Source organism: Agaribacillus sp. DX54 (assembly GCF_056858335.1).
The window spans coordinates 33039-52085 of record NZ_JBXEQE010000007.1; the positions used below are offsets into that span (position 1 = coordinate 33039).

13 protein-coding genes are annotated in these 19047 nt (G+C 39.1%); 6 read left to right on the top strand and 7 right to left on the bottom strand.

Features of this window, described 5'->3' with window-relative positions:
* Positions 1–4: 4 nt before the first annotated feature.
* Positions 5–3640, bottom strand: a complete 3636-nt coding sequence (locus tag AC04NP_RS10080) for a DUF1592 domain-containing protein (protein ID WP_482859567.1) — start codon at positions 3638–3640, stop codon at positions 5–7.
* A gap of 279 nt (positions 3641–3919) precedes the next feature.
* Here AC04NP_RS10080 and AC04NP_RS10085 point away from each other — a divergent pair, with 279 nt between their 5' ends.
* The 3 genes from AC04NP_RS10085 to AC04NP_RS10095 are packed head-to-tail and all read left to right on the top strand — an operon-like array spanning position 3920 to position 6029.
* On the top strand, positions 3920–4096 hold the full coding sequence (locus AC04NP_RS10085) for a hypothetical protein (RefSeq protein ID WP_482859568.1): 177 nt from the start codon (positions 3920–3922) through the stop codon (positions 4094–4096).
* The gene (locus AC04NP_RS10090; RefSeq protein ID WP_482859570.1) at positions 4096–5166 is read left to right on the top strand and encodes a polysaccharide deacetylase family protein; all 1071 of its coding nucleotides are present in this window, start codon (positions 4096–4098) and stop codon (positions 5164–5166) included. The genes AC04NP_RS10085 and AC04NP_RS10090 overlap by 1 nt, the downstream gene beginning before the upstream one ends.
* Complete coding sequence (locus tag AC04NP_RS10095; RefSeq protein WP_482859572.1) at positions 5163–6029, top strand: AAC(3) family N-acetyltransferase; 867 nt, start codon at positions 5163–5165, stop codon at positions 6027–6029. The genes AC04NP_RS10090 and AC04NP_RS10095 overlap by 4 nt, the downstream gene beginning before the upstream one ends.
* A 218-nt stretch (positions 6030–6247) precedes the next feature.
* Here the strand turns inward: AC04NP_RS10095 and AC04NP_RS10100 are convergent, their stop codons facing one another.
* Positions 6248–6496: a helix-turn-helix domain-containing protein gene (locus tag AC04NP_RS10100; RefSeq protein ID WP_482859573.1), complete on the bottom strand. Its 249-nt coding sequence runs from the start codon at positions 6494–6496 to the stop codon at positions 6248–6250.
* 675 nt (positions 6497–7171) lie between these two features.
* On the opposite strand from AC04NP_RS10100, the gene AC04NP_RS10105 reads away from it, so the two are divergent.
* The 3 genes from AC04NP_RS10105 (at position 7172) to AC04NP_RS10115 (ending at position 9156) form a co-directional block, all read left to right on the top strand.
* Positions 7172–7609, top strand: a complete 438-nt coding sequence (locus tag AC04NP_RS10105; RefSeq protein ID WP_482859575.1) for a MauE/DoxX family redox-associated membrane protein — start codon at positions 7172–7174, stop codon at positions 7607–7609.
* 113 nt (positions 7610–7722) lie between these two features.
* A complete protein-coding gene (locus tag AC04NP_RS10110; RefSeq protein WP_482859577.1) occupies positions 7723–8700 on the top strand; it encodes a hypothetical protein in 978 nt (325 codons plus the stop codon).
* A gap of 201 nt (positions 8701–8901) precedes the next feature.
* On the top strand, positions 8902–9156 hold the full coding sequence (locus AC04NP_RS10115) for a DUF6520 family protein (protein WP_482859578.1): 255 nt from the start codon (positions 8902–8904) through the stop codon (positions 9154–9156).
* A gap of 240 nt (positions 9157–9396) precedes the next feature.
* On the opposite strand, the gene AC04NP_RS10120 is transcribed toward AC04NP_RS10115, so the two are convergent.
* The 5 genes from AC04NP_RS10120 to AC04NP_RS10140 form a co-directional block, all read right to left on the bottom strand.
* On the bottom strand, positions 9397–11706 hold the full coding sequence (locus AC04NP_RS10120) for a Gldg family protein (protein ID WP_482859579.1): 2310 nt from the start codon (positions 11704–11706) through the stop codon (positions 9397–9399).
* Between the two features lie 30 nt (positions 11707–11736).
* Positions 11737–12654 (bottom strand): ABC transporter ATP-binding protein, encoded by a 918-nt coding sequence (locus tag AC04NP_RS10125; RefSeq protein WP_482859580.1) that lies wholly within the window; start codon positions 12652–12654, stop codon positions 11737–11739.
* A gap of 260 nt (positions 12655–12914) precedes the next feature.
* Positions 12915–14324, bottom strand: a complete 1410-nt coding sequence (locus AC04NP_RS10130; RefSeq protein WP_482859582.1) for a RagB/SusD family nutrient uptake outer membrane protein — start codon at positions 14322–14324, stop codon at positions 12915–12917.
* Positions 14325–14335: 11 nt separating this feature from the next.
* Positions 14336–17647 (bottom strand): SusC/RagA family TonB-linked outer membrane protein, encoded by a 3312-nt coding sequence (locus AC04NP_RS10135; protein ID WP_482859584.1) that lies wholly within the window; start codon positions 17645–17647, stop codon positions 14336–14338.
* A 205-nt stretch (positions 17648–17852) separates the two neighbouring features.
* A complete protein-coding gene (locus AC04NP_RS10140; protein ID WP_482859586.1) occupies positions 17853–18950 on the bottom strand; it encodes a FecR family protein in 1098 nt (365 codons plus the stop codon).
* Positions 18951–19047 lie beyond the last annotated feature (97 nt).

The window sequence follows — 19047 nt, forward strand, 5'->3', positions numbered from 1 at the left end:
TTATTTAAAATTCACCTCGAAATGAGCGACTGGTCACAATATTTTCAAATACTGCCTGAAACCGGTATCCATCGGACTTGACGTCCCTGACAATGGCTTCTATTTCTTTCTCATCCACAAAAGTGACATCGCGCCCCATAGCATAGGCAAACAAATGTTTAACCAGGGAGCGTGTAAAGTCGTCGCTTTTATCATTAATAATATACGATTTTATTTCATCAATACCATTTACTACCTTACCATCAGGCAATTCTGCCTTGGCATCGATAGGTTTTTGGTTCGCCATGGTTTGGAAAACGCCTACGGCATTGTAATTCTCAAAGGCAATCCCATAAGGATCAATTTTGCGATGGCAATCCATGCAAGAAGCCTTGTCACGATGTAGAAAAAGCTGTTCTTTCAATGTCAGATGTTCAAAGCCCGGCGTTTCAGGATCTAATTCCGGCACATTAGGTGGGGGATCAGGTGGGTGGTCGCCGAGGATTTTTGACTGAAGCCATACAGCCCTTTTAATGGCGTGGGCCTGGGTACCGTCGGAATGCCCGCTTAAAAAAGCACCTTGTGATAGTAATCCGCCCCGGTGCATATCCGCCCTGACTTTTACCGGTCTGAAATGATTACCTTTGACGCTATCGATGCCATAAAACTCGGCCAGGTTCTGGTTGAGCAGGGCAAATTCTGAATCAATCAGGTTATGGATACTCAGGTCTTCCTGCAGCACATGGTTTATAAAGTGATAAGTTTCCCTGGTCATATCCTGTTTTACAAACCTTGTGAATGTCTCATACTCATTGACATTGGTGCTCATACTCTCATGGCGGTCTACCCGCAGCCATTCTTTTGAAAAGGTTTGTATCATATGCCAGCTCCTGTCATCCTGCAACATGCGTTTTACTTGCTTCTTTAATTCCTTTTTGCGATGTAACCTCCCTTTTTTTGCAAGGTTGTAGAGTTCATCATCAGGAGGGGAATTCCACAGGAAATAGGATAACCGTGCAGCAAGATAAAATTGCTGCCGGTCGTCAGAGGCATCCTCTTCCGGTTCTGCCAGATAAATGAAATTGGGAGAACATAATATGGCGATCAATACCTCCTTTACGCCATCTTCATAGCGCGTGTAGTCATCTTTGATACTTTGCCAAAATTCCATGTAGCGGTCGGTTTCACCTTTAACGAGGGGGCGTCGATAGGCACGCTCCATGAATTGCTTTAATACCTGACGTGTATACATTTCTTTGTCTTCCTGGTCCGGTGAAGGGAAAAATATGGATGAATAGCTCTCCGGTGGCCATTCAGGATGATAAGGGGCTTCGAATTCAAGTTCTTTTATCAGCAGGGGAGGGCCTGAATCCTGATTATCTTTTACGAGAAAGTCGTTCCACAATCCAATGATCATGATATTGGCCAGGATTTCTGTATCCACTGTGTCGATCGCTGGAATTGGCAGGTTTTCCAGTCTCCCTTTAAAGATATATTGCTCCGGCTCACCCAGCTTTGCAGTTACATTTTTAAAGTCATCGAATGTCTTATAGTCCATACCGTCATCTGTACGGGCACCGGCAAACGTTCGGATAACCGGCGTATCCTGGTCATATTTTTTCCGGCTTTCTTCGTTTTCACGTGATAGCTGTATAGCCAATGGATGATCATCAGGAAACGGGGTAACCACTACCCGGTTAAATCCGGTAAAAAATGGTCCTCCGATTTCAAGTGTATGTGCTCCTTCTTCCAGGTAAGCCAGGGTGAGGGGAGTGACCAATTCTTTTTCCTTTTCCAGGGCTTTATTCAGGTGTAGCCTTTCTTCCAGCCGGTGCCTGTCTACACGAAGGCGGACAGAAGGCATGGCATCTTCCCGGACATAGGGGTGTATGAAGTCGATTTGATAATATCCGTTCCATGGAGCATCAAAGGTGTACCTGGCGTTGCTGCCGGCAGTTACTTCTTTGGGGACGAGTCGGTTATTGAGTAGTTCAAGGTTCTGTTTTTGCTGGCAGTCCGCTGCCTGCAAAATGATGGCCCCATCCGATTTTTCTGCCGGTAAGTTATCCCTTAAACTGATAAAACCCGCTTTTTGGGTATACCATTGATATCCTCTTGCGGCTTTTACCCGAAACTCAAAATGGCCTTCTGTGGGATAATGGTCCCGTATCAACAACTTCAGATTAGGGGAAGGCCCTTGCCAGGATTTGGGCGTTACCTCTTTATGAGGAAGCGCCGAATATAATATAATCCCCTCTTCAACCACCTCATACCGGTCTGCTGTGGATCCCCGCATACCGATACCAATATTCATTTTGATTTCATTGAGGCGGGCCTCACCTAAGCTGTCCAATGCTTTTTTGGGCCGTCCTTTTTCGTCGAGGATTTCAACAATGAAATCATCCGAATTGATGGGTGCGCTTTGATAGCCTCCAATCATAGCGGCAGGTTTATCGCGTCCAATGCCTTTACCAAAAGTAATTTTATATCGTGTAGACCTGGGTTTTTCTGCGGGACCTATGGCTTTATCCAGTGCCTCCCGGGCTAATTTTTTGTAATATTCGATATGCAGTGGCGATATTTGCTGTACTTGTCCATTGTTGCTGAAACCCATTTCCGACTTTCCGTCATCGGGTAATACCTCGCCAAAATCGACAGACAAGTTCAAGAGGTTGTTCAGTGTATGGGTATACTGATTTTTTGTCAATCGCCGGATCAAGGGTTTTTGTTCCGATTTTCTGATCTCAACAGCTTGCTGGATGGAGGCAGTGATCCAATCGACCAGAACCCTTCTTTCTTCATCCGTAAGTTGCTTTTCATCCTCTGGCGGCATTTCTGCGCTGTTAACCATGTCGAGCATCGCCCGCCACGTTTCAGCATCTTTGCCATGCACCAGGTCAGGGTCTATTTCATCCAGGCGCAGCCCTCCTTTTTGTTTCTCTTCCCCGTGACATCCCACACAATATGTTTCGGTAATAGGCCGGATATCATTGGCAAAGTTAAAGTTTTTAAGCGTTTCATTCACCTGAGAGGCTTCCATCGCTAACAATCCGTCCATGGCATAAGGATCATCACCGAAAAAAGCCCTGACCTCATCAGGCAAATTTTCGGTCAAATAATTGGAACCATGCGTCAGCGAACCCCCATAATGGCCGGTAAAACTTAACAAAGCCACATTGACAAAAAGTAATCCATGGTAGGGACTAAGTTTACCGGTTTTCTTTAAAGAAGTATTTTTGTAAAGTACCAGCAACCAGATATTCAGTAAAGTGGTGGCCAGCCCGAACCACATATGGGTGGTGAACACACTGCTGCCATATTCTCCGGACGCAGCCAGCATTTTTCCCGCCAGCACAGTAGGAACGGCGGTAAGCACTGCCAGCCAAAGCAAGATTCCACATGCCGTTTGTAACTGCAATGAGGGGCGAAAGTACTGCAAGATTTCAAAAGCGAAAAGACCCAGCAGGATTCCAATAGGTAAATGAACCAAAAGCGGATGAAGACGGCCAAAAAATGCCAATGACCAATGCACGCCACCCTCTCCGAATGGAATGAGGGTCAGTGCAATAAGTATGCCCGAGAGTACTGCCGCAGCATAGACAAGTGTTTTGCCACTGGCGTATTTATCAATTTTATTTATCTGGTCTGTTTCCCTGTTCACGTTTTAAATTGGATCTTTTAGAGGTATTACTTTTGAGATCTACCAACCGCCATGCCCGTAAAGGCCACTACCTTTAAAAATAGTGCATTTAATCGTTTTAAACAAACGTTTCATCGACTTCGTCAGGATACAGGGACTTTTGTCCTTTAAAATAATCAGGTTATTCCGTACAAAAGGTGTATGTCAGACTAAATAGCCAAATAAAGTGATTCGGCAAATCCGGTATCTTGTGATTTTATACTAATTTTCTATCTTTAAACCTCCAAAACAATATAAAGAATGCAAACAGAGACCCTTATTTTGGATCAGGACCAAAAATCAGATCCATTGAAAAGCCTATTGGAACATTTGCCTGAATCGAAGCAAAACGAAAGAAAAGAAGCGCTGACCTATTTGACTGAAAAGCCTCGAATAAGCGCTTTCTATGGTTCACTAGCTTATGATTGTCAATCTTGATGAAAATAAAAATTATCTTGACTTTTGATTATGAGCTTCCACTCGGTTGGGTGGCGTCGTACGAAAAAGGGTTGTTTGAACCCGGACAGCATTTACTTGCTTTGGCTAATCAGTTGCGTGTTCCCATAGTACTTTTTGCTGACATCTGCTCGGCAATTCGGTTTAAAGCATGGGACATCAGCTATTACGACCGGTTTAAATCCCAAATTCAAGCCGCCTTAAGAGATAACCATGACGTGCAATTACACATCCACCCCCATTGGATGGACTCTGAGTTTGAGCATGATAAGATTATCCCTTCTTTAAAATTTGCTTTAAGTGATTTCAAAGAAGACCCCAATTTTTCGATTGGTGAAATCATTAGGTTGGCTTATACGGCGTTACATGAGATGTGCCGTGAAGTTGACCCGGGTTACCGGTGTTTGGCATTCCGTGCCGGTGGCTACAATGTCGAACCAGCGTCGAAAACTATTCTTAACGCTCTGTATGATTTAGGTATCCGGTATGAAAGTTCAGTAATACAAGGGTTATATCAGAACTATTCATTTAGCAAAATAGATTATCGTCAGGCACCCGGTGCTAATTATTGGAAGATCTCAAAAGACGGACCGCTTCATGAAGTGACAAAATCACCTTCGTATCTTCTTGAATATCCCATAACAAGTATGCCAAACAACTTTTTAAATATTCTTAGAAGAAGAATGACTAAAATGCGGGACAGGAAAAAGATTCAATCGAGAAAATATAATAATTCGGGGAGGGGATTCCAGGCTATTTCAAAAAAAACAAATTGGATAAATAAAATTCAAATGGCCAGTAATCCCATAGTTTTAAGTTTTGACCGTGATTATATGACGTTAAATATGCTTGATAAAATTGTCAATTATAACGTGAAAAAATTTCAACAGGAAAAAGAAATATTTCTGACAGTCATTTCACATCCAAAATCTATGGGCAAATATCATTTGAATTTGATGAAGGATTTTGTTTTGTCGATGAAAAAAAAGTATGGGGATGACTTGTCATTTGTAACTTACCGGAGTATTTCGGATAAAAATCGGCAAGCATGATAAAACTCATTGATAAATATTTGGTCAAAGTATCACCGTCGCTTCACCGCTATGTCAAAAAGCGATTTAACGCTTATAAAAAGAAATATAACCCCAGGCTCACCAAGGAAGCTTTTGTAGCGATTCTGAAAGATGATTTGAAAATTAAAAAGGGGGATGTGCTTTTTATACACGCTTCGATGCGGAGGCTTTACCTCGATTTTCCAAAATATGAAATTATGCCCATTCTTCAGGAATCGGTAGGCGAGGAGGGAACTTTGCTTTTTCCATGCTGGCAATTTAATACCAGGGCAGAAACGTATATCAATGAAAATGAAATTGTTTTTTCTTACCGTGATAGCCCTTCCGCTATGGGGAAGCTATCGGATGTCTTGCGGAGCCATCCGAATGCCTGCAGGAGTTTTCACCCGACAAACAGTGTAATAGCCATTGGCCGGCATGCGCGGGAGTTAACACAAGGGCACGAAGATGATATTTACCCTTGTGGTGTCCACTCACCGCTGTACAAAATGATGAAATACAAGGCAAAGGTGTTAGGTATTGGTGTAACAGTAGACAACCTGACTTTTGTGCATGTGATTGAAGATACCATTAAAGATAAATTTCCGGTAAAAACCAGAAGCGATGAAATCTATAACTGTACTTGTATCGACCGGGATGGCCATCAAAAAACTATCCACACATTGGTAGCTACAAAAGCGGTATCAAACCGGGATGTCACAGCGTTTTTTGAGCGGGAAATCCCCCAGGAGATCTGTACCAGAATAACCAGGCAGGGAATGAGTTTTTTTTCTTCCGAAACCCCGCAACTTTACGAAAAAATCAAGGAATGTGCCGGAAGAAACCAGACTATATACTTGTAATAACAGGAAAGAAGACAAACCTGAAGTCGGGTATCATTACGAACATGAAGTTTTGTTCACCTGGACCGATGCCCGAAATTTTGCAGTGTTGACAGCAGATACTCACCCCATACACCTGCACGAAGCATACACTTCACTATGACTGGGGTTAAGCCCTGAAATGCCCCTGGGGTATCATACGCACTTAATACCCCAAAGGCAAGTATCCATAATCTACCTTAATCATTCAGGAATATCTGATGCCTGATAGCGTATTTTAAAATACCAATAGCATTAGTAGAACCGGTTTTAATTAGCAACTTTTGTCTGTATTTGTTGATACTTCTTTTACTGCGCCCTGTTGCTTGTGCGATTTCTTCCGTGGTAAATTCCCTGCAGATCAATTGTATAATTCTTATTTCAATATCCGAAAAATTTGCATTTTCTGTAGACAGAAGCTTGTGTGAACCATTAGAATCCTTTCTCATGATACTTTTTTTGTGGTTGAAAAATCAATTAATTCCATGCAAAAACGGCGTATACCGTTCCTATTAAAATTCATTAACCATTACTTCAATCCGAGTAAGTTATTGAATTTTCAGTGTGAGCTGTCCAAACTTATGTTAGTCAGTTTCTTTGAAATCCGGAGTCTAGAAAAGCTGGTTCTGGAAGTTACGGGAAAATGAAGGGGAATGTTTTAATGCGGTTTTATTTATTTAAAATTTAATATTCAATTCATATTTAATTCATAAACACTTAATATCAATCAACAAAGTCATCATGAATTTAGAGCGTTTAAATTCTACGAAACCATCGGTCAAACCTGCGAAAAGGGCAGTAAACCCTCCAAAAAAGGGACAAACCTACGAAAAGGGGGGGGGGTAAACCTACGGAATTTAGGGGGTCAAACCTACGGATTCTGCATTTGGGTCTTGACAATTTCCGGGCAAGTCTCTACTTTCAATCCATGGCTAATGTAATTTAATTCAACCGATAACAAAACAGATACAACTATTCTCCCCAATCCCTTAGCCCCGCGCCCGTCACCTGGGCGCCCAGGGCAGGGGAAGGAAAGATATTAATCAAAATCGGCTTTTTGATTTAAAAAAGCTATAAAAAGAAACAAAAATCTAAACAATCATCAACTGAAAATATAACATAAGATGAAAAAGAAACTTGCAATCGAAATCATTTGTGCGCTGTTCATACTATTATTCACTTATGCCGCTGTCATGAAGCTGATGGATGTGCAGAAGTTCACAGTGCAAATCGGGAAGTCACCACTGCTAGTGAATTATGCAGGTTTTGTGGCATGGGGCATACCCATTTTAGAGCTCATGATCGCCGGAATGTTGGTTTGGGGGCGCTTCCGTCTGATAGGTCTATATGCTGCTTTTACCCTTATGACTATGTTTACAGTCTATATTATCGCTATTCTGCAATTTAGCTATAAAATACCTTGTTCCTGCGGCGGTATACTAGAGAGTATGGGTTGGACTGAACACCTAATCTTCAACATTGGCTTTGTTTTGCTTGCAGTTGGAGGAATAGTAATGTTTTATTCTAAAGAGAAAATTAATACTTCTCTGACCATGGCTTAAAATAATGAATAAAATGAAAGTAGTTGTGAAACCAAAGCCAATTGTTCTTTTAACAGGTTGTTTACTATTCAGTATAGCTCTTGTATCAGTTCTTTACGCATTATCAGATAAAAATGCTCCGGAACGTAATATTTCTTGTCAGAAATTATCGGCCTGTTATCATAAAAAAAAATAATGAAATTGATCTCAAGTATAATTCATACTATATCGCTGGTATGGTGGGTGATAATGTTTATATGGGTAATGCAACTGCTCCTTTACATCTTCTTATCACCAATATCATACTAACCGATACCCAACATATACGAATGAATATTAGGAATAGGAAAGATCACAAGCTGACAAGGGTCTTAAATGTAAAAGTAGATTCTCCTTACTTTTATCTGGCAGATGGCAAAATGCCGGGGTTCTTTCAAGGCAAAATAGGTGAATGGCAGGCAGAACGTCTCATAAACAAAGATGCCTATTTTGATCAATCTTTACCAATCGGAGACTCTTTATTTGCTATACGGACTAAAAGCAGTGTTAATATGGAGTATGAGTTAGGGGTTATAACAAAGGATACTCCATATGTACGGATTGAACATAGCCTACTCGAAAAGCAAATAGACGGTTCTTTTTGTGTGGATGGATGGCTAAATTTCAGTAAAGAATTAGATAAATTGATTTATACATACTATTACAGAAACGAATTCATTGTCTACGATAGGAATTTAAATCTGGATTATCGTGGTCATACAATTGATACCTTTAGCACAGCACAACTAAAAATAGCTGAGATAAAATCCGATAGGGCTAAGACCTTAACATCACGATCGAAGATAATCAACGCACTGAGTCGTGTATCAGGTAATTATTTGTTTATCTATTCAACATTGTTGGCTAAAAATGATCACTTGGATGCACTTCAAAATTCAACAATTATTGATGTTTACGACCTAAAAAATAATCTATACAAATTCAGCTTTTTAATTCCTAACCACAAAGAAAAAAAAGTATCAAGATTTCAGGTTTTCAATAATGAAATATTGGTGGCTACCCATGATCGCTATCTTGTGACCTATAATATTAAATTAGATTTCTCATCATAATGGGACATTTTAAGCAAAAAATCATGAATAAAAAGTTGTCTTCGCTAAAAATATTACTGATCAGTAAGCCAGGGTGATTTTAAAAATGATACCCGTTCATTTATCTGCCTTTGCTTAAACTTTGGCATACCAAAGAGAGGAAAGATCGAAAACCTATAAAAGAGTAGATCACTTATTTTAAAACTCTAAACATTTATTATCATGAAAATGACTAAAATTGTTTTATCCGCTTTTGCATTTGCATTTGCACTCGCAGGTGCCATTGCAACTAATGTATCAGTCGCATCAGAATCCATAGCCGCTACAGTAGTAGGTACACTGGCTTCTTGTAAACCTATTGGAACTTGCGATATGGCACCTGGAATCAAATGTGTTACACAAGGTCAAACTACTCTTTATACTATAAGTAGTACCTGTGAAATACAAGCCAGCGGTACATTTACTGCTGCTCTATGAAGGTGCACTTGATGTGAATAAGTATTAAAAAAAGAATTGGGATTTTTCCCAATTCTTTTTTTAATACTTATAAATCATTAATTGGATATAGAAAAAATTCCTAAAATTAGAAATACCCTAATTATTGTTGAAAGGTTACATCATCTTTATATTTTCGCTATCAAAATCTTAAATTTTTAGAGTTTATAATCATTATTCAATGTTCCTCGCTAATTCTGCGAAACAATGTTTCGAATTTTTTTATTTTCGTCTTCTTAGTACTAGTATTATAACACCTAAGATTAACGTAGACCCAGGTATGATCCCTAGGAAGAGAATTCGTAGCCACTGAATGCCAGAGTCATCAATCGTAATTCTTTTATCTTTTCCAGGAGGGTATTCAGCATTAACAGGGAACTCGTTATTAGAAAGCCATCTAAACATGTTGTCAACAAACTCTCTTCGATTCATTGTAAATACGTTTCGTCTTCCCCACTCTCTGTTGCTCATAAAATCGGCATCACCCACCACCACGATCCTTTGTTCTTTTTCTCCGATTTTTCGATTAAGTGCGAGGGCAATAGGTAATACCTCTTTTTTATGACTCTTAAAGGAAGTTAATTTGTAAACTTCGCTTTCTTCGATACTGTTTAGGTCGTTTATTGTATTTTTATTTGTGATTACGATTGGTGTTATTTCAAATGGGCTGTTTGTATGATATGCCAGGCCCATTGCGCCCGGCATTGAAACAGGATATTCCATTTTCACACTATTTTTAAAAGTGTAAGACTCAGAAAGCATTAATGAGCTTTCTGGTACCTTCCCAAGAATAAAATCGGGTGAAAAATCTTCACTTTGTTGTTTTAATTGTCCTGGTACAAATTTAATACCTAGACGCGAAACAATTGGTTCCAAGTAAGCACGATTATCCGGCTCTGCCATTATAAGCAAATTACCTCCACGATTAATATATTGAATGATCATTTCTATTTCCTTTTGGTTTAACGTCATTTGAGGATCAGCTAACACGAGAATAGAAATATCATCAGGGATACTATTAAAGTTTAATGTGATGGTGGTAAAATTAAAGCCTTTGTTAATCAGGGACCTTCTATCAAATACACCGCTAACGGTTGATGAGTGATAATCTAAATCATTCTTTGCTAAGTTACGCTCCCCATGTCCCTGGGTAAAGGCTACCTTTGGAGAAGTGGTCACTAACTGTTTAAGCGCCGCAGTTATCTCCTCTTGCAAGGGGTAATGATCTAGATCAAAAAACATTCTGATCTTCGCCGTTTTACCATTGTATTCCACCTGTCTTACATAATGATTATCCTCATCACTAAGATCAATTTTTTCCTTTATCTCATCAGGTGATAATACATCAGCAAAATCTATTCCATATGACGCGGCTACCTTTTGAGCCAGTTCCTTTCCATCCAATCCCGAGTTATTTTTATAAAAATCTTGATTTCCTGGAATAGTATCATAAAAGTATACATAGTCCATTTCCAAATGCGGCAAAAAACGAATGTAATTCTCCAACTGTCTGAAATTCTTATTGTAATGTTTAGGTGTTCCGCTTATTCCAGCCAGAGAACTGAATATGTTAACATATGATGTGATTTTTATAGGATGGTCTTTTAGTTTGGCGACTACTTCTTGACTTTCATGTGTGAGAGTTTGTCTTTTGAGTGCCGTTGTATCATAATAAGTAGTTAGAAAAGGTCTTGAAGTAATATACCCAAGTGCGATTGCAAATGTTAGAACCGCCATATAGCTTCCAAATCTAACTGCCAATGAAGTGGAACGTTTTGCTAATGATAGCTTAAGAATAGTTAAACTAATAAATAACAGAATTACGATAAGAAAATATAATATACCTTTACTACTTATCAAGCCAGTTATCATTTGACTAGTCCGCCCAGACATAGAAATCCAGTAAACAATCTCATTAATGACGGGGATGTCCTGCCAAAGATCTCCTATAAAGTTTAACAAAGCAATCACCGCAAAAGTACCGGTGGCAGCTACTACTTGATAGGATGTGAGACTCGAAATAAACAAACCAATGGCTGAGTATGCACAAATCAACCAGAACAATCCCATAATACCAGTAAGAACCAACATATAATCTAAGGAGTCAATAGCAAGCAGACCAGCTAGCATAAATATTACCAGAATGAGGCATAGGATAAAACTGTATACAACCATTGCAAAGTATTTACCTAGAATGATCTGCAAGAAATTAACAGGAGAGGAAAGAAGCAGCTTTATAGAACCACTATTCAACTCCTGACTAAGAAGGCTCATGGTTAACAAGGGTATATAAAGATATAGATTGTTTTTTACAAACTGAAGCAAAGAGTGTTTAGAGAATGGCCCTGAAAAAACTTTGACTGTAAGATTGTCAATACTCCTACCTCTTTCTAAAATTCCTTCGTATAATTCTATTAAATCTGTAAACTTTGAACCAGTCTGTATTACAAAAATAATAAGTACAAGCCACGCGATCGGGGAATAAAATAAAATGCATAATTCATTGCGTGCAATTCTATATATTATCTTCATTAATATGAGTTATTTTGATTGTTTTTGGAGTTAATTTTCTTTTGATAGTTTGGTAAAAATATCGTCCAGTGAGTTTTTTTCTACATAAATCTCTTTTAGCTGCCAACTATTTTCCACACTTTTTTTTACCAGAATTTCAGTAACGTCCTTATCATATTTTAGATGGAATGTTTTCTGGTTTACAGGATTCACCTGTTTAACTCCTGGTATAGCTGTAAGTTCATTAATAGGGGGGCAGGCCTCCAGGGTTAATACCAGCGTGTCAGGCTCTATATAATCATTGAATTCTTGCGTAGTACCAGAAAAAACAAGCTTGCCTTTTTCTATCATTTTGATTTCGTCGCATGTTGCCTGTACTTCTGATAGGATATGTGTGGAAAGGATTACTGCCCTATTACTGCCAATCTCTTTGATTAACTTTCTTACTTCCTGTATTTGTATGGGATCCAGTCCATTGGTCGGTTCATCTAATACCACCAACATAGGGTTATGAATAATTGCCTGTGCGATCCCAACCCGTTGCTGATATCCTCCTGAGAGATTCCTTAACAAACGGTCACTATAATGAGCAATACCACAGTGATGTTTTACCTGCTTTATTGCAGACTTTATCTCTACTGGTTTCATTAGTCGTAAATAAGCGCAATGAGTTAAATATTCATCCACGGTTAGATCTAAATGCAGGGGTGCTTTTTGAGGTAAAAAACCGATGTGCCTCTTGGCTTGAACCGGTTTTTGTTCCATATCAATTCCATTAATGGTTACTTTTCCTTTTGTTTGATTCAAAACTCCACAAAGGATATTCATAGTCGTAGACTTACCAGCACCATTTGAGCCAAGCAATCCTAAAATACCATGAGACTTAATCTCAAAGCTGATATCTTTCACTGCCCAGTCCTTACTGTACCGATGTGACAGATTCTCAATTTTCACGATGTTTTTTTGCATATATTCCATTTTAAAAGATAAGTTATGTCAATGTCCCAATACTCCCACTAAACTAGAAGACCATCTCTCTTGGTTTAGAGCTTATAATTATCGGGGTGACATCAACAATTTGAACTGTTTTATTACCGGTTCTCGATCAACAAGAAATTTATTTTTAGTGGAGCATAACACATTTTCAGTGTATAGTTTACCTTTTCAACAATCTAGATAAGTAGATATACCCCACTTTATTAGGTATATCGTTTGACTACCATTGATGTTTAATATCCCAGATTTTGAGTGAGATTTTGATTAAGGTCAAGCTCATTTTGAGGTAATGGTAATAGTATGTCTGTTGATTCCCATCCTGACTTTGTATTTAACACCTCATCAGATCGTCCATTACGTCTTAAATCAAACCATCGGTGCCCCCACTCTGTAAAAAGTTCAATTCTTCGTTCATGCTCAATCGCCAAAAGTAGTTCAGATTGGCTGATAGATGGATTTACAGTACTGATAAGTGGAAGTCCAGTTCGTTTTCGAATTGTATCTAAGTCGGAAATAGCCTCAATTAGTTTATTTTGTTGAGCCCTAGCTTCTGCTCTGATGAGGTATTGTTCTGCCAGTCGGAAAACTATGGAATATTCAGATTCTGGTTCATCAATCTGACTTTTATATTTAAAAGGGAAGATATAAGTGGCTAAGCTACTATTTACCACACCGACCCATTTATCTTTGCGTTCATCTCCATCTTCAAAAGAATTGAGCAGGTCCTCATTGAGTACTGCAAAGCGTGGCGCATCTACCACTATGAAAGTTGTTCCATCATTTCCATTGTTATTATTTTCCTCAGGAAACAACTGCCATATTGCCTCATTGCTATTACTTAAAAAAACGGCATCCAGTTCTTCAAGACTATATAATGATGTATTGTTAATTATTTCTGTTGCTTGAATTTCAGCATTAACCCAGTCGTTTGTGTATAAATAGACTCTTGACAGCAAAGCTGTCGCAGCTTCTCTATTTGGACGTACTCTTCCCTCCGTGGGATAGCTGCTTGATAATAAGTCTTTGGCCTCCAATAAATCATTAATTAGGTGTTGATAAACCTCCAATGAAGGCATTCTGGAAACTGAAGCGTTAACCCTATAATCCGTCGTTGAAGTATAAGGTACATCTCCGAATAGGTTTACTAAATAAAAGAAGCAGAATGCGCGGATAAATTTTGCTTCACCTTCAATTAATGCATGAACTTCATCACTTATCTGATTCGAATTTGTGAGTCCTTCTATAATTGCATTCGCCCCAAAAATGATACTGTAACAGGTATTCCAGATATTGGTTACTTCATTATCAGTGGAGATCAGGTTATTAAAATAGAATGGTTCTAACCTGGTACTAACAGCGCCAGAAAACACCTCCAATTCATCAGCTGAGAGGCCCTGTAATAAACTAATACCAGAATTACCACCACCAGAAAAATCGGAAGTTGTGTTCATTTCAGTATACAAATGAAGTAAGGCAGATGTTGCGGTCGCATCACTTTGGAATACAGCTTCTGCAAATATATCGGTTTCTGGAATATCAACTTCAACAAAATCTTTACAGGAAAGACAAGTTGTCAGTAATAATGAGACAATGACCGGAACTTTGGTGATGTCAAAAAAATTCTTTTTCAAAGTAACTTGCATAGTTATAGGCTTTAAAGAGTAAATTGTATTCCTAAAGTGAGTATTCTTAAAGGTGGAAGTCGAGATCCGTTTTGGTTTTCAGGATCCAAACCTTCATAATCGGTAATCGTGAATAAGTTTTGTCCTTGTACATATAGTCGACCATCTATCCCCGGAAGAAGGTTTCGTGAAAAACGATAAGACAAAGAGACATTTTGCAAACGAATAAATGATGCATCACTAACCGTAGCATCACTGCGTCTGTAGTTAAAAAGTGCCCTTGTCAAATCTCTATCCCTGCCAGTTGAAAAACGTTGTATTTGAGCAATATCTCCCTCATTTTGCCATCTATCCATAATGAATGAGGGCTGATTAATAGGAAGTCCGGGCGTTCCCAAATTTCTGCGTAAGTTGAAGCCATTTTGCTTTGCAAATTGAAAGAAGAAATCTAATTGAAAATTACGCCATTTTAGCGTATTATTTAACCCTCCAAAATACTCGGGGTTTAATTCTTTTATAACTTCCATATCTCCTTCATCTGTTATTTGACCATCTTCATCAAAGTCTTTAAATTGAAAAATTCCTGTTTCCGGATCTACGCCCTCAGATTTAAAAAGCCTTTCAATAGTGAGTGGTTTTCCTACTACATAAAAATTTGCAAATGTAGATGTCTCCAGACCCGGGAAAGAAACCAACTTATTTCTAGGTAGAGTAATGTTGAAATTCGTACTCCAGGTAATGCTATTGGTTTCGATGTTTAATGTCCTCAGTTCTAACTCCAAGCCTGAATTCTGTACGGTTGCATCAAAATTTCCAGTTAAGGTATTGAATCCGGTTGTAGTAGGCATGGGAATTCCAACTAACTGATTTGAGGAGCGATTGTGGTAATAGCTACCTGCTAGATTAATACGGTTTTTTAGAAAACCCAATTCCAATCCTGCTTCAAATTTTTTATTTTCTTCCCAGGCAAAATCAGGATTGAACAATTGAGTTGGTTGTAACCCAGAAACCCCTTGGTAGTTTTCCGAAACTTCATAAGTATCCAGGAATTTATAATTGCCTATCTGATCATTTCCTGTTGTTCCATAGCTAGCCCTTAATTTACCAAAGCTTAAAAAGGTTAAATTATTCTGAAGAAACGCTTCATTAGAAAATATCCAAGCGACCCCTGCAGCTCCAAAGTTAGCAAACTGTTTGCCTGGCCCGAAACGACTGGATCCATCTCTTCGTCCTGTTAGATTAAGAATGTATTTCCCCTTCCAATTGTAATTAACTCTGGCAAACAGCGCATTGTATCTATATTCAGATTTATCAAAACCACGAGGGATAAATCTTGATGCAGCGGGAATATTTCCGATCAACGCATCACTTGGAAAGCCTATGGCTGTAGAGTTTGAGACATTTCTTGCCTGATTTTGGAATGTGGCTCCAATTATAACGCTTAACTCTCCAAAGCTTCCATTTTTTGCCCAATTAGCCTGAGGTTCAATGACCCAGGAACGAAGATTTCCATCTGAAATAATCGCACGTGCGATAGCACTTGTACGACCAAGTGCCGGATCAAAAGCTGTAGAAGGCATTTTGAGTATCTCATCAGACTCCATTGTTACCAGGCCAAGACTGGTCTTAATTTGCAATCCTGGTAACACCTCATAACTTATTACACTGTTACTGGTAAGCGTATGCGTTTTCCCTTCAAATGTTCTCTCCAAATCTGCCAGAGGATTGTCCCAAGTGGAATTTTCCCAATTAAGGTCTCCATTTTCGTCGTAAAGTGCCGGGGCATTTGGAGATAATGTTGCATCATCGGTAGGATCCGAACGAAGTTGATTATTGTCATCTGCGGTATAACTTAAAACACAATTTACGGAGAGTTTATGATTAGATGATATATGATTCAGTGCCATATGGCCGGTACCTTTTAGATATCTAAAATCTCCGGGAAAAACGTTAGTTTGTTTTCTATAGGTTCCACTAAACAAAAAGGTTGTATTTTCATTTCCTCCCGACAGTGAGATCTGCGCATTTGTGATATTTGCAGTGCCACCTATCAATTCTTCATGCCAATCCGTAAAACGATTCTGGTCCCAATTGCCATTAACATCATGATCATTTATTCCTGGAGTTAGCCCATCATTTGTAAAGGCTTCATTTCGCATTTCAAGATATTGCTGCGTATCCAAAAGATCTAATTTATTGGCCACTGAACCAAACCCTGATGATAAGTTAACATCTAGTTTTGTCTTACCAGCTTTTCCCTTTTTTGTAGTTATCAGAACTACTCCGTTTGCTCCCCTGGAACCGTAAATAGCAGTGGCATCTGCATCTTTCAATATTTCAATACTTTCAATATCTGCCGGATTTATAGCTGTTAATGGATCACTTCCCATGCCACTAAAAATACCGCTATTGGTATTGTTGGATGACAAAGTTTGGAAAGAAAATGGAACACCATCAATTACATAGAAAGGAGTATTACCATCTTCCCCACCGGTGTTTAAAAAACTCCTCAAACTATTTTGCCCTCTAATCTGAATATTCACAGTTCCACCTGGGGTTCCGGTAGTTTGCTGAATATAAACCCCGGGAACTCTACCTTGTAATGCTTGTAAAGGATTGGTAGTTTGTTGTTGCTGAATTTCATTAGCCTTCACTTTTGAAATATTACCGGTCATTTCCTTTTTATCTACTTCCCAATAACCTGCATTTACTGTAACCTCCTGTAAACTTGTCAAATCCGGGGAAAGTGAGATATCGATAACGGATCTTCCATTGATGTTTATCTCTTGAGCAACATAGCCGATAAATGAAAATATGAGAACAGTTTCACCTTCTTCTACCAATAATCTGTAATTCCCATCGATATCAGTGGTCGTGCCCTGCGATGTACCCTTGATGAGAATGTTTACCCCTGCCAGGGGCTCACCGATTTCATCAGTAACCTTTCCTTCAATGATCGATGGCGGGCTTATTTGTGAGGTACTGATGGGTATGATTTCTTTTTGCTTTTGCGAAATCTTAACATTAATAATGCTATTGACTTGCTTAAAAACCAAGCCTGTTTTTTGAGCGATTGTTTCAAGAATGGCAGCAACACTTTGCTCGGTGGCGTTCAGGCTGAGTCGGTGGTCTTGGGTTGTGGCGAGGGTTCCTTTGAGATAGGAGAACCTGAATGGGGTTTTTTGTTCGATGGCATCCAGAACTGTTTTTAGCTCGGCTTTTTCCAGATGCAATGAAATAATTACTTCCCTGATGCTTTTGGTCTGGGCGTTGCCTTCTTCGGCCAGTAAAACACCCGCAAATGCACAACAACAAAAAACACCAGTAAGCAAGTTAATTGACATAATTAATATTATGCGTTTAACAAATAGATTTAAATTCATAACTTTGTTATAGGATTTAATGAAAAACTGTTTTCGTTAGATTTTGACGAGGGTCTGTCGATCCTGGCGTCAACTGGATTGGTTGACAGGCCCTCTTTTCGGATGTTTCAGGCGTTATGGAGTAAATTTCATAGGTTAAAGTTTTAGTGATACCATTATTTTCATTTTACATTTGCTTTACCGGACCACAACCTTCCCCCTTAATATGCACGCCATCTTTGCCAAACTCATAATCAATCTCCATTAAGAATTCAAAACTTTTCAAAATGGTCTCCAGCGACTCGTTCTGGTACTGTCCGATGACGATACATTCGTTAAGGCGGGGGTCTATATCTATATCCACACCATACCAACGCTCCAAATCAATCACCACATCCTGAAATCTGACCTCTGAGAATTTCAACACGCCTTCTTTCCAGGCTATATGGATATTGGTATCGACATTTCTGGCTTTCAGCGTGTTAGTCGAGGCATCAAAAAGGGCTTGTTGGTTGGGAGTGAGTAACACCCCCCCTTTCCCCTCAAGGGGGGTATTTACATTGTTTAGAGAGGAGTTTTGGTTTTGCACATTGGTTGATGTTACTTTTACTTTCCCGGTGGCTACCGTGATTTCTATGATTTCGTTTTTGAAGGCTTTTATGTTAAAGGTAGTGCCTAGTACTTCGGTATGGAGGTTTCCGGTTTGTACGACAAAAGGTTTTTGTTCGTCTCTCTTCACCATGAAAAAAGCTTCTCCGTCCAGCAATACCTGCCGTCTGTTGCCAAATTCCATGGGAAATGTCAGTTTTGTTTCTGAGTTCATTTGTACTGTGGTGCCATCCGGCAGCGTGAGGGTGATTTTTTGCCCTCGTGCAGTGTTTTTGGTAATCATATCAGGGCCGGTATGATCGGTTTGGTCTACTAGTTTCATCGCAAACCAGACTAAAAGCCCGCTGGTAAGTAAAATCACGGCAGCCTTCAGAAAGCCAAAAAAGGGTGGTTTTTTCTTCTTTTCCGAGAGTCGCGGGTTCTCATATTCGAATATTTTACTGAGTAGCCTTGTTAACTTTAGCTCCGAGTCTAAACTTTTCTTTTCCTTAGCCTTGTTGTCAGTTTCACCTATCTTAGCCGGGTCTTTTAGTAATCCTTTTTCCTCCCATTCCTCAATTAAAGTTTCTGCATCCGGTCTTCTCATGAAGTCGATTACCAGATCGTATTCCTCTTTCGTAAAAGTATTGTCTAAATACTTTTGCACCAGTTGAATTATGTTGTCATTTTTATCCATTTTTCATGGTCAATTGTTTAGTTAGTCAATTATTTCCCCCTCGTCACAAGAAATACACAGATTCGTGAAATCACTCCCAGATGATATTGAATTTTTT

Bases quoted from the DNA above. Each gene is read 5' to 3' on its own strand.
- AC04NP_RS10085 (WP_482859568.1), top strand. From the start codon at position 3,920: ATGCAAACAGAGACCCTTATTTTGGATCAGGACCAAAAATCAGATCCA.
- AC04NP_RS10090 (WP_482859570.1), top strand. From the start codon at position 4,096: ATGAAAATAAAAATTATCTTGACTTTTGATTATGAGCTTCCACTCGGT.
- AC04NP_RS10095 (WP_482859572.1), top strand. From the start codon at position 5,163: ATGATAAAACTCATTGATAAATATTTGGTCAAAGTATCACCGTCGCTT.
- AC04NP_RS10100 (WP_482859573.1), bottom strand. From the start codon at position 6,496: ATGAGAAAGGATTCTAATGGTTCACACAAGCTTCTGTCTACAGAAAAT.
- AC04NP_RS10105 (WP_482859575.1), top strand. From the start codon at position 7,172: ATGAAAAAGAAACTTGCAATCGAAATCATTTGTGCGCTGTTCATACTA.
- AC04NP_RS10110 (WP_482859577.1), top strand. From the start codon at position 7,723: ATGCTCCGGAACGTAATATTTCTTGTCAGAAATTATCGGCCTGTTATC.
- AC04NP_RS10115 (WP_482859578.1), top strand. From the start codon at position 8,902: ATGAAAATGACTAAAATTGTTTTATCCGCTTTTGCATTTGCATTTGCA.
- AC04NP_RS10120 (WP_482859579.1), bottom strand. From the start codon at position 11,706: ATGAAGATAATATATAGAATTGCACGCAATGAATTATGCATTTTATTT.
- AC04NP_RS10125 (WP_482859580.1), bottom strand. From the start codon at position 12,654: ATGCAAAAAAACATCGTGAAAATTGAGAATCTGTCACATCGGTACAGT.
- AC04NP_RS10130 (WP_482859582.1), bottom strand. From the start codon at position 14,324: ATGCAAGTTACTTTGAAAAAGAATTTTTTTGACATCACCAAAGTTCCG.
- AC04NP_RS10135 (WP_482859584.1), bottom strand. From the start codon at position 17,647: ATGTCAATTAACTTGCTTACTGGTGTTTTTTGTTGTTGTGCATTTGCG.
- AC04NP_RS10140 (WP_482859586.1), bottom strand. From the start codon at position 18,950: ATGGATAAAAATGACAACATAATTCAACTGGTGCAAAAGTATTTAGAC.